Raw genomic sequence first — 13708 nt, forward strand, 5'->3', positions numbered from 1 at the left:
TTTCAAAAACCTTACAGGAATAAAATAATAAAAATGACAAAAGCAGTATACATCACGCAAACCAATTGTATCACACCATTAGGATTTAATGTTCCATCAAACATTGAAGCGATCCTTAATGGTCAATCGGGTATTCAGTTGCATGAAGATCTGTCTTTAATGCCAAATCCTTTTTATGCTTCGATTATAAAAAACGAGAAACTAAATACCGCTTTCGCGAAAGTTAGTTCCGAAACCAACTATTCGAGATTAGAGAAAATGATGATTTTGGCTTTAGAGCCAATTATCAAAAAATCAAAAATAGATTTAGATTCAAAGACCGCTTTAATACTTTCGACAACAAAAGGAAATATCACTGCGCTAAAAAATGATTCACCAGAGAATTTTCAGAATGCACATTTGCATACTTTAGCGCAGACAATAGCCGATTATTTTGAATTTAAAACCCAACCAATAGTAGTTTCAAATGCTTGTGTATCTGGAATTTTAGCCGTTTCGGTTGCCAAAAGACTACTACAAAGCGAACTTTACGACAATGTTTTTATTGTTGCTGGCGATGAAGTTTCAGAGTTTGTTTTATCAGGTTTTAATGCTTTTCAGGCAATGAGTAACTTACCATGCAAACCATATTCTTTAAACAGAACTGGTGTAAGTCTTGGCGAAGCGGCAGCAGCAGTTTTAGTTTCGGCGGAAGCCAAAGACGCAAAAATAAAAGTTATTGGAGATAGTTCTATAAACGATGCCAATCATATTTCGGGTCCTTCAAGAACAGGAGAAGGTTTGTACCGAAGCATACAAAATGCCTTAAACGAAGCACAAATAAAGCCAGAGAATATCGATTATATCTCGGCTCACGGAACCGCAACTCCTTTTAATGACGAAATGGAAGCCATTGCTTTCAACCGATTACAAATGGGGACTGTTCCTGTAAATAGCATGAAAGGTTTTTATGGTCATACCTTAGGCGCATCAGGATTATTAGAAACAGTAATTGCGATTGAATCTGTTCTTCAAAACAAGCTTTTTGTTTCCTTAGGTTTTGATGAATTAGGCGTAAGTCAATCAATAAATATAATTGAGAAAAACGAAGATAAAAACATCAATACATTCCTTAAAACAGCGTCTGGTTTTGGAGGTTGCAATACGGCTGTGGTTTTTGAAAAGGTATAAATATGAAAAAATTAAGTAGTAAAGAACTGAGTTCCTTTTAATTATTTCTCGTTTAAAATGGTACCAACAATTTTAATAATCTTGTTTTTTTTAAACTTGCTGGTCTTACAAAAACATTGTAGAAAACACAGTATCAACAAGTACTTTTGATAAAAAAGCTTTTCTGTTTTAATTGTGGATATTTTTCGTAGAATTTCATAATCAAAAATTTAAAAGGATACAAAAATTAAAATTATCACTAACTAATGTTAGTAAATTAAATAAATGACTCAAAACAAAACATACATATACGATTATTGTACGATTCAAAACAACGAAATTGTTTTGAATGGAGCTTCTGTATTCAAAACAGAACCAACTTCATTTGCTGATTTTTCAAAACAAGCATATCGCAATTTTGAAATTAATTACCCTAAGTTTTTTAAAATGGATTCTTTAAGCAAACTTGCTTTTTTAGGAGCCGAATTACTTTTGAAATCAGAAATAGAAAACAATACTGCTTTGGTTTTATCCAATAAATCATCCAGTTTGGATACCGATGTAAAGTATCAGGAATCAATATCCGACAAAGAAGACTATTATCCAAGCCCTGCAGTTTTTGTTTATACGCTGCCAAACATTTGCCTAGGCGAAATTAGTATTCGTCATCAACTAAAAAGTGAAAATTCTTTCTTTATATTTGACGCCTTCAATCCGGAATTTATGACCAGTTATGCTGATACGCTTTTGCATACCAATAAAGCCGAAACGGTACTTTGTGGATGGGTTGAATTTTTTAATGAAGAATATAAAGCTTTTCTTTGCCTGATTGGTAAAGAAAAAAACCAAAAATACCAAAACGAAACGATAGAAACATTATATAACAAATAACAATGGACACATTAAAATTAGAATTAAAAAATAAAATTATTACTGTTTTAAACCTTGAAGACATCACCCTTGAAGACATTAATGACAATGACCCTCTGTTTGGAGATGGCTTAGGTTTAGACTCTATCGATGCTCTAGAATTAATTGTTATCCTAGATAAGGATTATGGAATTAAATTAGTTGACCCAAAAGAAGGAAAAGTAATTTTCCAATCAATTGAATCAATGGCTGCCTACATTACAGCTAATAGAACAAAATAAGTATAGATTATTGTTTTTTTCGACTATCCTCTAGTTTTTATCTCAAAAATCTAAGTAAGTTTAAAAATCCAACAATTCAACAATCTAAAAATCCAACAATCTAAAAATGAACAGAGGAGTTGCTATAACTGGTATGGGAATAATATCTTCAATCGGAAATTCGGTTGAGGAAAATTATATTTCATTAATAAATAACAAAATTGGCATTACAACTATCGAGAACATTTCGACAGTTCATGCCGATGTTATTAAGGTTGGTGAAATAAAAAAAACCAATGCAGAATTAGTTGCTCAATTACAACTAGACGAAGAAAACAACTTTTCTAGAACAGCTATGCTTGGCGCGATTGCTGCCAAAGAAGCTGTTGCCAATTCTGGAATCACATCTATTAACGAATATAAAACGGGATTAATCTCGGCAACAAGTGTTGGCGGAATGGATATGACCGAAAAATATTATTACGATTATTTCGAGAATCCTGAAGTAAGAAAATATATTGTTAGCCATAATTGTGGTGATATAGCTCAAAAAATTGCCGATGAACTTGGATTAAAAGGCATGGTTACAACAATAAGCACTGCTTGTTCTTCGGCTGCAAATGCAATTATGCTTGGTGCAAGATTGATAAAAACCGGAAAACTTGATCGTGTAATTGTTGGCGGAACTGATGCTTTGGCAAAATTTACAATCAATGGTTTTAAGACTTTAATGATATTATCTGATGGTTACAATAAACCATTTGATGATGAACGTAAAGGATTAAATCTTGGTGAAGCTGCTGCTTTTTTAGTTTTGGAATCTGATGAAATTGTAAAAAAAGAAAATAAAAAAGTACTCGCTCGAGTTTCGGGTTATGGCAATGCCAATGATGCTTTTCATCAAACAGCTTCGTCAGAAAATGGTGATGGTGCTTATCTTGCCATGAAAAAAGCATTTGATGTAGCCGCTTTAAACCCAAGCGAGATAGATTATATAAATGTTCACGGAACAGCAACTCCTAATAATGATTTATCAGAAGGAAGAGCCGTTCTTAGAATCTACGACAAACAACCTGTTCCAGATTTTAGCTCAACTAAACCTTTTACGGGACATACGCTGGCAGCAGCAGCAGCAATTGAAGCCGTTTATAGCGTACTTGCTATTCAGAACAATGTAGTTTTCCCTAGTTTGAATTTCGAAACTCCAATGCAAGAATTTGATCTAACGCCACAAACAACTTTAAAACATAAAAATATCGAACACGTATTATCCAATTCATTTGGGTTTGGTGGCAATTGTTCTACTCTTATATTTTCTAAAAACAAATGAAAAAAACATATATAAATGGTACAGGTTGTCTTTCAGCTCAAAAAACATTTGATACTGTTTTTTTAGAAGATGCCCAATGGAATAAAGATGACAATGTTTTATTTCTAAAAAAGCCTGTTTACAAAGATTTCATTTCTCCAATTGCAAGCCGAAGAATGGCAAATGGAATTAAAAACGGAATCGTAGCTTCGGCTTATGCCATGAAAGAAGCCAATGTTGCGAATATTGATGCAATTATTACCGGAACAGGAATGGGTTGCATCGAGGATTCAGAGAAATTCTTAAAGGCAATTATCGATAATAATGAGGAGTTTTTAACACCTACCGCTTTTATACAATCTACACACAATACAGTTGGAGCACAAATTGCTCTTACATTGCAATGCAAGGGATATAACTTTACTTATGTAAATGGTGCAATCTCTTTTGAGTCGGCTCTTCTAGATGCTAAAATGCAAATAGAAGGAAATGAAGCAAACTCAGTATTAGTAGGTGGAGTTGATGAAAATGGTGATTATACAATATCGCTTTTTAAATTAGCTGGTTATATAAAAGCAGATCGCGATGAACCTTACCAACTTTTAAATGAAACTACAAAAGGGTATATTTATGGTGAAGGAGCTAGTTTCTTTGTTTTAGAAAATGAAAAGAAAGATACTACCTATGCTGAGCTTCTTGATATAGAAATCAAAAACCAACTACAAGAAGATGAAATCGAAGCCGAAATTATTGAATTCCTGAAATCAAATAAATTAGAAATTTCGGATATTGATGCCATTGTTTTAGGTTTTAATGGTGATGTAGAATTTGACACTTATTATACCAATTTATCCGAAAATGCTTTTGTAAATACACCACAGATTTTTTACAAACATTTAAGTGGGGAATACAATACAGCTTCGGCATTTGGATTATGGGTTGGTTCTAAAATTATTAAAACACAAACAATTCCAGAACTTATTAAAGTTAATTCATTAGAAAAATCAACATACAACACCATTTTATTATATAACCAATTAAACGGTAAAGACCATAGTTTTACATTAATTTCAAAATGATACCCCACAAAAAAACTTCCTTGTTTTTTATCATCATATTGCTATTGTTGCTTCTTACGAAACTTTATATAGCAATCAATTTTTGGTGGTTTATCCTAATTGGAATAATCTGGCTTAGTATTGTGGCGATAAATTCGGCGCGAATAAAATCCAACTATCATGTAAGAGCGTATTGCAATAACCCATCATTAACCAAAAAAAAAATCGCATTAACTTTTGATGACGGTCCAAGCGAAATCACACTGGAAGTTCTGGATGTTTTAAAAAAATACGATATAAAAGCTACTTTTTTTTGTATTGGAAAAAATATTGAGAAACATCCCGAAATTATAGAACGTATCTTATCCGAAGGCCATCAAGTAGGAAATCATTCTTATAGCCATTCTCGTTTTTTTGATTTTTACAATACCAAAAAAATCCTAAAAGAACTGGAGAAAACTGATGTATTGCTGGAGAAATTTACTGCAAAAAAAATTAAGTTCTTTAGACCTCCCTATGGCGTAACAACTCCATCGATTCGAAGAGCTTTAAAAATAAGTAAACATAGCGTAATAGGTTGGAATATTCGATCATTCGATGGTGGAATTAAAGACCAAAAAATAATTTACAATCGCATTATAAAACGAGTTTCTCCAGGCGGAATTGTACTTTTGCATGACACAGCTACACATTCAGTTTTGGTCTTGGAACAGTTTTTGCAATTTTTGCAACAAAACAATTATACCGTAATTTCGGTTGAAAAACTTTTGAATCTTAAAGCATATGAAGACTAAAATATATTTATTCATTTTAATTTTGAATCTGTTTACAATGAACTTGTTTGCGCAAGAACAAAAAATGCCTGATAGTGAAATTGCTGCTTTCAAACAATCTGTGAATGCAGTTTCCAAAAAAATTAAAACATTAAGTACCGATTTTGTACAATACAAACATCTTGATTTTCTATCAAAAGATATTGAAACATCTGGAAAGATGATTTTTAAGGAGCCTAACTTATTACAATGGCAATACAAGAAACCATATAATTATAGTATTGTTTTTAAAAACGGTAAAATCCTGATTAACGACGAAGGCAAAAAAAGTGCTGTCGATATTGGTAACAGTAAAATCTTTGGTCGAATCAATAAACTAATTGTTGGTAGTGTTAGCGGAGATATGTTTGATGATAAAGAATTTAGCATCAGTTATTTTAAATCAAAGAGCCAGAACATTGCCAAATTTATTCCAAAAGATGTAACTTTAAAAAAATACATCAAGCAAATAGAATTAACTTTTGATAAAGAAAGCGCAACAGTAGTTCAGGTAAAACTCCTTGAATCATCTGAAGATTATACTCGAATTGTACTTAAAAATAAAGTGATAAATGCAAAAATTGACGACTCCATTTTTACTAATTAATTGTTTTTTAGTACTTTTTCTGTTTTCTTGTAGTCAAAAAATAACGAAAAATTACACTTCAAAAACATTAGATAAAACAACTTACGAAGCACCTTATTTTTCTAATCCCGAAATTGATTATGTTTACAAAGCAAACATAACCGTTTATGGTCACGAACTATCTGGAATTTTTATTGCTAAGAAAATAAATGACACTACACATCGAGTTGTTTTTACAACAGAATTTGGTAATAAATTATTAGACTTTGAAATCTCCGAAACTAATTTTAAAGTCAACTCAATAGTATCTGAATTAGATCGAAAAATTCTTATTTCGACCTTAAAAAAAGATTTTCGATTACTCCTTAAAAAGAACCATATAATCGAAAAACAATTTGAAGATCAAACAAATACCATCTATCAATCTAAAGATGGTAACCGCTATAATTTTATATTTTTATCTAAAGAAAATAAAAAGTTAGAAAAGATAATACATGCTTCTTCAACAAAAGAAAAAATAACGATCCGTTTTAGTTCAGAAAACAATATTTTTGCAGAAAAAATAGAGATTTTACATCAAAATATAAAGTTAAAAATAGAGCTGAATTATTTTAAATCAGAGTAAAATTTAAACTAATCATTAAATTAAATCAGAATGAGAAAATTAACCTTAATTGCATTTGTATTTTTTATCGGCCTAACAGAATCTCATGCACAAGTAACTGTAAGTCCCGGAATTCGTGGTGGTTTAAATGTTTCAAACCTTTCCAATTTTGGATCTAGCGATGCAAAATCAGATTTTTATGTAGGCGGATTGGTAGCCATCAAATTCAATAGATACTTCACTCTTCAACCAGAATTAACCTATACAAGACAAGGAGCTGAGGCACGTGAATATTCAATGGGATCATTTAGATCAAGTAAAGTAAAATACGAACTAAATTATATTTCATTAGGTGCAGTTGCTAAATATCATTTTGCTGGAGGTGGCTTTCATATATTAGCTGGTCCATCTGTAGATTTTAAAACAAGTGATAATTTCCCTTCATACGACTACAACCCTGTTGGAGTTGATGTTGCTTTTGTTGCTGGTCTTGGATATAGTTTGCCAAATGGTTTAACCTTTGAAGCAAGATTTAAACAAGGATTAATCGATATTTATGGATATGATGGCATAAATAATAACAACGACAATTATTATGATAACATCATTCTAAATACTGTTTTTCAAGTTGGAGTTACCTACACTTTTAAAGTAAAATAGAACAATGAATTATAGGAATTTATTTTTGGCCTTATTCTCGATTATAGGAATATTTCAGGCTCAAGCACAAGTAACTTTTAAACCAGGAATTCAAGCCGGAATTAACATTTCTAAATTGACAGATTCAAATCTTGGAAACAAAACCGATTTTTATATCGGAGGATTTGGAGCTCTGAAACTTTCTAAATTTTATACATTACAACCTGAATTAACATATTCGAGACAAGGAGGTAAAGGAAATCTTTCTATGGGAACCACAACTATTTATGATTCTGCAACAAATAGTTACATCATTACTGATTATGAAGAAGCCAATGTAAATGCATCACTCCAATATATTTCTGGAATAACAATTAATAAATTTAATTTTACTGAGCGTTTTTATGTTTTAGCAGGGCCCTTTTGTGACATACTTATCGCGAATACATTTAAAGTAGATCCTAAAGACAAAGAAAGAAATTTCAATAAAGGACAAGATATAGATTTAGGAATCATCGGAGGATTAGGATACAGTCTGAAAAATGGTGTTTCATTTGAGGCAAGAATTAAAAAAGGGGTAACAAATGCATTTACAAATTATTATACACACGCAACAGATAATACTAATTTAGTTTATCAAATAGGCGCAACATATACCTTTGGAAAATAAAAATACAACTATGGTTTTAAAAGACTTTTATAAAATACTTTCATTAGAAAATACAAGTGATTCTAAATACAATGCTATTATTTTGGTTAATGATAAACATGCTGTTTTTAAAGGACATTTTCCAGACAATCCGATAATGCCAGGCGTATGTATGATCCAGATTATAAAAGAACTTTCGGAAACAATAACCAAAAGTACCTTAATGATGCAAACGCTGAGTAATGTTAAATTTATGGCGTTAATAAATCCCGAAGTTACTCCCGAATTACGTTTAGAATTAGATATCACTACAACCGAAGATGGTTTGGTAAAAGTAAAAAACACCACTTATTTTAACGAAACAGTTGCATTAAAACTAAGTAATATTTATAAAAAAATTTAATTATGAAACTATTTATATCACTGATTTTATGGATGGGTTTAATAAGTACTCCAGATCTAGCTACTATTAGAAAAATATATCCAACTGCTTCAAATTCTGAAACTAGCGCAAAAGATTTTACTGCAAAACTAAATGACATTTCTACTAACGACGAAAATACTCTGGTAGCCTATAAAGCTGCTTCTATCCTATTGGATTCAAAATTTGAGAAAAAAATATCTGCCAAAATGAGTCGCTTTAAAGAAGGAGCCAAGTTATTGGAGAGCACCATTGCAAAAGAACCAAACTCGGTAGAAATTAGAATGATTCGATTGAGTATTCAAGAGAACGTTCCTGGAATTACTGGTTATAAAAAAAACATCAAAGAAGATAGAAAATTTATTCTAACACATTATAAAGACCAAAATAATGCGCTAAAAGAATACCTGAAAAACTTTATCCAACAATCCAAAAGCTTTTCTGATGAGGAAAAGCAAACGGTAAAGTAGTTAAAGAAAAAACAACAAAATGAAACCTATTTTATCTCAAGAAGAACAACTTACCCAAACTAATTTTTGTGTTATTGTACCCACATATAACAATAACAAAACATTAGAAAAAGTTCTTAATTCTGTTTTAACCTACACTAATAATATTATTGTAGTCAATGATGGATCAACCGATAAAACAGGTGAAATTTTGGAAGATTTTCCAGATCTAGTCCAAATTCACCATCCCCAAAACCAAGGAAAAGGAATTGCATTACAAAACGGATTCTATAAGGCAATAGCTTTAAATTACGAATATGCAATAACAATCGATTCCGATGGGCAACATTTTGCTTCGGACATTCCTTCGTTTATTAATTTTATTCAAAACGAACCAAATACATTACTTATCGGAAGTCGTAATATGACACAAGAAAATGTACCTAAAAAAAGTAGTTTTGGAAATAAATTCTCAAACTTCTGGTTTTGGTTTGAAACAGGAATACGGCTTGAAGACACACAATCTGGATTTCGATTGTACCCATTGCAACTAATTCCTGAAAAACATTACACTACAAAATTTGAATTTGAAATCGAGGTTATTGTACGTTCAGCTTGGAAAGGCATTTCAGTTAAAAACATCCCCGTTAAAGTCTTATACGATCCTCTTGAACGAGTTTCGCATTTTCGTCCATTCAGGGATTTTACTCGAATTAGTGTCTTAAATACCGTGTTGGTTTTTATAGCTCTTGTCTATATCAAACCCAGAGATTTAGTCCGAAAAATAAAAAAAAAAGGGCTTAAAAAATTTCTTCTCGAAGATATTCTAGAAAGTGATGAATCTAATTTTAAAAAATCATCTGCTATTGCATTAGGTGTATTTATTGGAATTTCACCATTTTGGGGATTCCAAACGGTATTGCTACTTTTTTTAGCCACCTTATTCAAGCTCAATAAAGTCATTGCTTTTGTGGCTTCAAATATTAGTTTGCCCCCTTTGATTCCATTAATAATATATGGATCTCTAAAAATGGGAAGCCTTTTTGTGCCAAACAATTCTTCCTTGATACAAAATGATTCAATGATACTTTATGATGTTTCAAAAAACGTAACACAATATGTCGTTGGAAGTCTTATTTTAGCCTCCCTAATGGCCTTATTATTCGGACTAACATCATATTTGATCTTGACATTCTTTAATACAAATAAAAAATAAACATGCATCATTATTTCTACGCCATACATCTATTTGTAAACAAGAGAAAATCATTATCGGTTTTTTTGGCAATTGCGATGCTTTTTGTATTTGGCTTTTTTGCTTCAAAAATTAAATTTGAAGAAGACATTACCAAACTTATTCCAACAAATGATAAGGCTGATATTACTGCAAAAGTATTAAAACAACTTAATTTCGCCGACAAGATTACAGTAATTTTTCAGCTTGAAAAAGAGGGAACCGATGAAGACTTAAAAGAAATGGCCGCTATTTTCACCGATAGTATTGCCAAAACTTGCCAACCTTATATAACTGCTGTACAAGGAAAAATAGATGAAGAGAATATTCAACAGACTATTGATTTTGTTCACAATAACGTCCCCCTTTTCTTGGATGACAACGATTATATAGCCATTCAATCCAAATTACAACAGGATAGTATTGCAGCAACTGTACAAGGAAATTACAAATCGATAATTTCTCCTTCTGGGTTTATCACCAAAGATTTTATATTACAAGATCCATTAGGAATTTCATTTATAGCCTTAAAGAAATTACAACAATTAAATGTTGGTGATGATTTTACCCTCGATAATGGTTTTGTAATGACCAAAGACAAAACGAAATTGTTGTTGTTTATTACTTCTAATCTGCCTTCGAGCGAAACAGAAAAAAATTCTGTTTTTGCTGCAAAACTCAATACCATAAAAGACAACTTAAATAAACAATTCAAAACAAAAGCTTCAGTTAGTTATTTTGGATCTGCACTTATTGCTGTAGCAAATGCCAATCAGATTAAAGGCGATATTGTACTTACTACAACTATTGCAATGATTACACTAATGCTTATTTTGATTTTATTTTATCGTAAAGTATTTATCCCATTAATCATTTTTCTTCCAACGGTATTTGGAGCACTATTCGCCGTTGCATTTTTATATTTTGTAAAAGAACGAATTTCGGCAATTTCACTCGGAATAGGCTCAATTCTTTTGGGAATTACAATAGATTATTCCATTCATATCCTTACACATTACAAACATAATAGTGATGTAAAAACCTTGTACAAAGACATCACAATGCCAGTAATAATGAGTAGTTCAACTACTGCTGTTGCTTTTTTATGTTTACTTTTTGTAAAATCAGATGCACTAAACGACTTAGGGATTTTTGCTGCAGTAATTGTAATGGCATCGGCATTTTTCTCACTTCTCATTGTGCCACATTTATATAAACCAAAAGAAAACAATTTCGAACACAAGAAAAATGTGATTGATAAATTGGCTCATTTTTCATTTCATAACAATAAATTCCTAATTGGTTTTTGCGTACTTATTACCATCGTTTGTTGTTTTACTTATAACGATGTTGGATTCAACAACGATTTATCACAACTTAATTTTGTTCCAGAAGAAATTAAAGCTGCTGAAAAAAAACTTGAAGAAAGCACAACAAGTTTAACTTCTAAAACAATTTATCTGGCTTCTTACGGAAATAGTATGGAAGAAGTCTTGCAGAAAAACAGTCAGCTTTTTAATGCTCTCGCAAAAGACAAACAACAAAACAAAATCCTAAATTATAGTTCCGTAGGAGGAATTATGCTTTCGCAAAAAGAACAAAAGCAAAAAATAGATAAATGGAATTCCTTTTGGGATGCCAATAAAAAACAGCTTTTAAAGTCTAAATTAATAAGTGAAGGTGCCAAACTAGGATTTAAACCCACAACGTACACTGCATTTTTTGACCATCTTGATGCTCACTTTAAACCTATTTCCTATCAGGATTATTTAAAGATAAATGCTTTACAATTACAAGAATTCATTAGTGAGAAAAATGGATTTTTTACCATTTCGACATTAGCAAAAGTTGCACCCGAACAACGTGATGCATTTGTAAAATCAGCTTCTGCCAAAGATGGTTTACTGGCAATCGACCGTCAGCAAATGAATGAAACCTTTTTTAGTACACTTAATACCGATTTCAATTCTCTTGTAAATTATTCATTTGTTGCAGTAATTCTTATTCTATTCTTCTTTTTCAGAAGAGTCGAATTGGTAATCATAAGTTGTATTCCGATTGCATTAACCGGAATTGTAACTGCTGGTATCATGGGGATTTTTAACATTCAACTGAATATTTTTAGTATGATTGTATGTACTCTTATTTTTGGCCATGGTGTCGATTTTAGTATTTTCATGACAAGCGCATTACAGAAAGAATATACTACCGGAAAGAATGAAATTGCAATCTATAGAACATCAATCATTCTTGCGGTAATAACAACCATCCTAGGAATTGGCGCATTAATATTTGCCAAACATCCTGCATTACAATCTATCTCATCAATCTCGTTGATTGGGGTTTTTGCAGCGCTAATTATTACGTTTATCTTCTACCCGATTCTATTCAAATTATTCTTGTCTAATCGTCCTAAAAACGGAAAAGCACCATTCCAACTTCGTTCCTTGATAAATGGTATATTCTCATTTTTGTATTATGGTCTTGGCGGAATTTTAATGTCTGTATTTTGCTTGACAATTATGAAAATTCTTCCTTTAAAAGAGCAAACAAAAATGAACGGTTTTAGATATTTGATTTCAAAATTCATGAAATCTGTTTTATATACAAATCCTTTTGTAAGCAAAAATGTAATTAATATTCATAACGAAAAATTCGAAAAGCCAGCCGTAATTATTGCCAACCATTCTTCCTTTTTAGATATCCTAGCAGTTGGAATGCTGAGCCCAAAAATCATTTACCTGGTAAGCGACTGGGTTTATAATTCTCCTATTTTTGGAGCTACGGTAAGAAAAGCAGGTTTTTATCCCGTATCAGAAGGTCTTGAAGGGGGTCTCGAACATTTACGCAAAAAAATAGACGAAGGATATTCCTTAATGGTATTTCCTGAAGGAACTAGATCCGAAAGCAATCAAATAAAACGATTCCACAAAGGGGCTTTTTATCTTTCAGAACATTTTAATCTGGACATTATTCCTGTTTTAATTCATGGTACATCTGAAGCCTTACCCAAAGGAGATTTCATTATTTATGATAGCGCTATAACAGTTTCTATTCTAAACAGAATTACTCCTGAGAATCTTTCTTTTGGAAAAAACTATACAGAAAGAACAAAACAAATAAGTGCTTTTTTTAAAGCCGAATTTCATAAAACACGTCAAAATCTTGAAGGTCCGGATTATTTCAAAAAAATGATTATTAATAGTTTTGATTACAAAGAATCGGAGATAATTAATAGTGTAAAGAAGAATCTAAAAGCAAATTCAGAAACCTTTCATCTATTAAATAAATACATAAAACCAAAAGCCAGAATATTGCATTTGAGTAATGATTACGGTGAGCTAAATTTATTATTAACACTACAGGAACCGGAACGAAAAGTTGATTCTTTTACAACCGATGAAGAAAAATATGCGGTTGCAAAAACCAATTATATCGTTAAAAAAAGAACAATTCATTATCTAGAAAAAATCGAAACTGCACTACAAAAACAATATGACGTCGTTTTAATTACTGATGGAAATTACAGTACAATTATCGAAGGAATCATACCGATAACTACTTGCTTTATTTTAATAAATAGCAGCAGTTTAAAAAGTACATTGCTTAATTTTGGCTTCACTTGTACTAATGAAGAAGGCAAAATTTTAGTCTTAAAGAAAGAATAG

General features: G+C 31.4%; 14 protein-coding genes. All 14 read left to right on the forward strand.

Annotation, left to right across the window (positions count from 1 at the left end; all coding sequences use genetic code 11):
• Positions 1 to 33 precede the first annotated feature (33 nt).
• The 14 genes from IUY40_RS14200 (at position 34) to IUY40_RS14265 (ending at position 13708) form a co-directional block, all read left to right on the forward strand.
• On the forward strand, positions 34 to 1170 hold the full coding sequence (locus IUY40_RS14200; RefSeq protein WP_195737527.1) for a beta-ketoacyl synthase N-terminal-like domain-containing protein: 1137 nt from the start codon (positions 34 to 36) through the stop codon (positions 1168 to 1170).
• A 264-nt stretch (positions 1171 to 1434) separates the two neighbouring features.
• Entirely contained in the window at positions 1435 to 2040 is a 606-nt protein-coding gene (locus IUY40_RS14205) for a 3-oxoacyl-ACP synthase (RefSeq protein WP_195737528.1), read from the forward strand.
• Between the two features lie 2 nt (positions 2041 to 2042).
• Positions 2043 to 2300, forward strand: a complete 258-nt coding sequence (locus IUY40_RS14210; protein WP_195737529.1) for a phosphopantetheine-binding protein — start codon at positions 2043 to 2045, stop codon at positions 2298 to 2300.
• Between the two features lie 106 nt (positions 2301 to 2406).
• Positions 2407 to 3609: a beta-ketoacyl-[acyl-carrier-protein] synthase family protein gene (locus tag IUY40_RS14215; RefSeq protein WP_195737530.1), complete on the forward strand. Its 1203-nt coding sequence runs from the start codon at positions 2407 to 2409 to the stop codon at positions 3607 to 3609.
• Positions 3606 to 4667, forward strand: coding sequence for a beta-ketoacyl synthase N-terminal-like domain-containing protein (locus tag IUY40_RS14220; protein ID WP_195737531.1), 1062 nt, complete (start codon positions 3606 to 3608; stop codon positions 4665 to 4667). The genes IUY40_RS14215 and IUY40_RS14220 overlap by 4 nt, the downstream gene beginning before the upstream one ends.
• A complete protein-coding gene (locus IUY40_RS14225) occupies positions 4664 to 5440 on the forward strand; it encodes a polysaccharide deacetylase family protein (RefSeq protein WP_195737532.1) in 777 nt (258 codons plus the stop codon). The genes IUY40_RS14220 and IUY40_RS14225 overlap by 4 nt, the downstream gene beginning before the upstream one ends.
• A complete protein-coding gene (locus IUY40_RS14230; protein ID WP_195737533.1) occupies positions 5430 to 6065 on the forward strand; it encodes an outer membrane lipoprotein carrier protein LolA in 636 nt (211 codons plus the stop codon). Before IUY40_RS14225 ends, IUY40_RS14230 begins: the two co-directional genes overlap by 11 nt.
• Positions 6031 to 6669, forward strand: a complete 639-nt coding sequence (locus tag IUY40_RS14235; RefSeq protein ID WP_195737534.1) for a hypothetical protein — start codon at positions 6031 to 6033, stop codon at positions 6667 to 6669. Before IUY40_RS14230 ends, IUY40_RS14235 begins: the two co-directional genes overlap by 35 nt.
• A gap of 30 nt (positions 6670 to 6699) precedes the next feature.
• Positions 6700 to 7308 carry a porin family protein gene (locus IUY40_RS14240; RefSeq protein ID WP_195737535.1) on the forward strand — a complete coding sequence of 203 codons (609 nt, stop codon included), beginning with the start codon at positions 6700 to 6702 and terminating at the stop codon, positions 7306 to 7308.
• Between the two features lie 4 nt (positions 7309 to 7312).
• The gene (locus IUY40_RS14245; protein WP_195737536.1) at positions 7313 to 7957 is read left to right on the forward strand and encodes an outer membrane beta-barrel protein; all 645 of its coding nucleotides are present in this window, start codon (positions 7313 to 7315) and stop codon (positions 7955 to 7957) included.
• Positions 7958 to 7967: 10 nt separating this feature from the next.
• Positions 7968 to 8339 carry a 3-hydroxyacyl-ACP dehydratase gene (locus IUY40_RS14250; RefSeq protein ID WP_195737537.1) on the forward strand — a complete coding sequence of 124 codons (372 nt, stop codon included), beginning with the start codon at positions 7968 to 7970 and terminating at the stop codon, positions 8337 to 8339.
• A gap of 2 nt (positions 8340 to 8341) precedes the next feature.
• The gene (locus IUY40_RS14255; RefSeq protein ID WP_195737538.1) at positions 8342 to 8827 is read left to right on the forward strand and encodes a hypothetical protein; all 486 of its coding nucleotides are present in this window, start codon (positions 8342 to 8344) and stop codon (positions 8825 to 8827) included.
• Between the two features lie 19 nt (positions 8828 to 8846).
• The gene (locus IUY40_RS14260) at positions 8847 to 10022 is read left to right on the forward strand and encodes a DUF2062 domain-containing protein (RefSeq protein WP_195737539.1); all 1176 of its coding nucleotides are present in this window, start codon (positions 8847 to 8849) and stop codon (positions 10020 to 10022) included.
• Positions 10023 to 10024: 2 nt separating this feature from the next.
• Positions 10025 to 13708 carry a 1-acyl-sn-glycerol-3-phosphate acyltransferase gene (locus IUY40_RS14265; protein ID WP_195737540.1) on the forward strand — a complete coding sequence of 1228 codons (3684 nt, stop codon included), beginning with the start codon at positions 10025 to 10027 and terminating at the stop codon, positions 13706 to 13708.

Source organism: Flavobacterium sp. ALJ2 (assembly GCF_015594725.1).
Lineage (GTDB): Bacteria > Bacteroidota > Bacteroidia > Flavobacteriales > Flavobacteriaceae > Flavobacterium.

Bases quoted from the DNA above. Each gene is read 5' to 3' on its own strand.
- IUY40_RS14255 (WP_195737538.1), top strand. From the start codon at position 8,342: ATGAAACTATTTATATCACTGATTTTATGGATGGGTTTAATAAGTACT.
- IUY40_RS14200 (WP_195737527.1), top strand. From the start codon at position 34: ATGACAAAAGCAGTATACATCACGCAAACCAATTGTATCACACCATTA.
- IUY40_RS14230 (WP_195737533.1), top strand. From the start codon at position 5,430: ATGAAGACTAAAATATATTTATTCATTTTAATTTTGAATCTGTTTACA.
- IUY40_RS14245 (WP_195737536.1), top strand. From the start codon at position 7,313: ATGAATTATAGGAATTTATTTTTGGCCTTATTCTCGATTATAGGAATA.
- IUY40_RS14225 (WP_195737532.1), top strand. From the start codon at position 4,664: ATGATACCCCACAAAAAAACTTCCTTGTTTTTTATCATCATATTGCTA.
- IUY40_RS14205 (WP_195737528.1), top strand. From the start codon at position 1,435: ATGACTCAAAACAAAACATACATATACGATTATTGTACGATTCAAAAC.
- IUY40_RS14215 (WP_195737530.1), top strand. From the start codon at position 2,407: ATGAACAGAGGAGTTGCTATAACTGGTATGGGAATAATATCTTCAATC.
- IUY40_RS14250 (WP_195737537.1), top strand. From the start codon at position 7,968: ATGGTTTTAAAAGACTTTTATAAAATACTTTCATTAGAAAATACAAGT.
- IUY40_RS14240 (WP_195737535.1), top strand. From the start codon at position 6,700: ATGAGAAAATTAACCTTAATTGCATTTGTATTTTTTATCGGCCTAACA.
- IUY40_RS14220 (WP_195737531.1), top strand. From the start codon at position 3,606: ATGAAAAAAACATATATAAATGGTACAGGTTGTCTTTCAGCTCAAAAA.
- IUY40_RS14235 (WP_195737534.1), top strand. From the start codon at position 6,031: ATGCAAAAATTGACGACTCCATTTTTACTAATTAATTGTTTTTTAGTA.
- IUY40_RS14210 (WP_195737529.1), top strand. From the start codon at position 2,043: ATGGACACATTAAAATTAGAATTAAAAAATAAAATTATTACTGTTTTA.
- IUY40_RS14265 (WP_195737540.1), top strand. From the start codon at position 10,025: ATGCATCATTATTTCTACGCCATACATCTATTTGTAAACAAGAGAAAA.
- IUY40_RS14260 (WP_195737539.1), top strand. From the start codon at position 8,847: ATGAAACCTATTTTATCTCAAGAAGAACAACTTACCCAAACTAATTTT.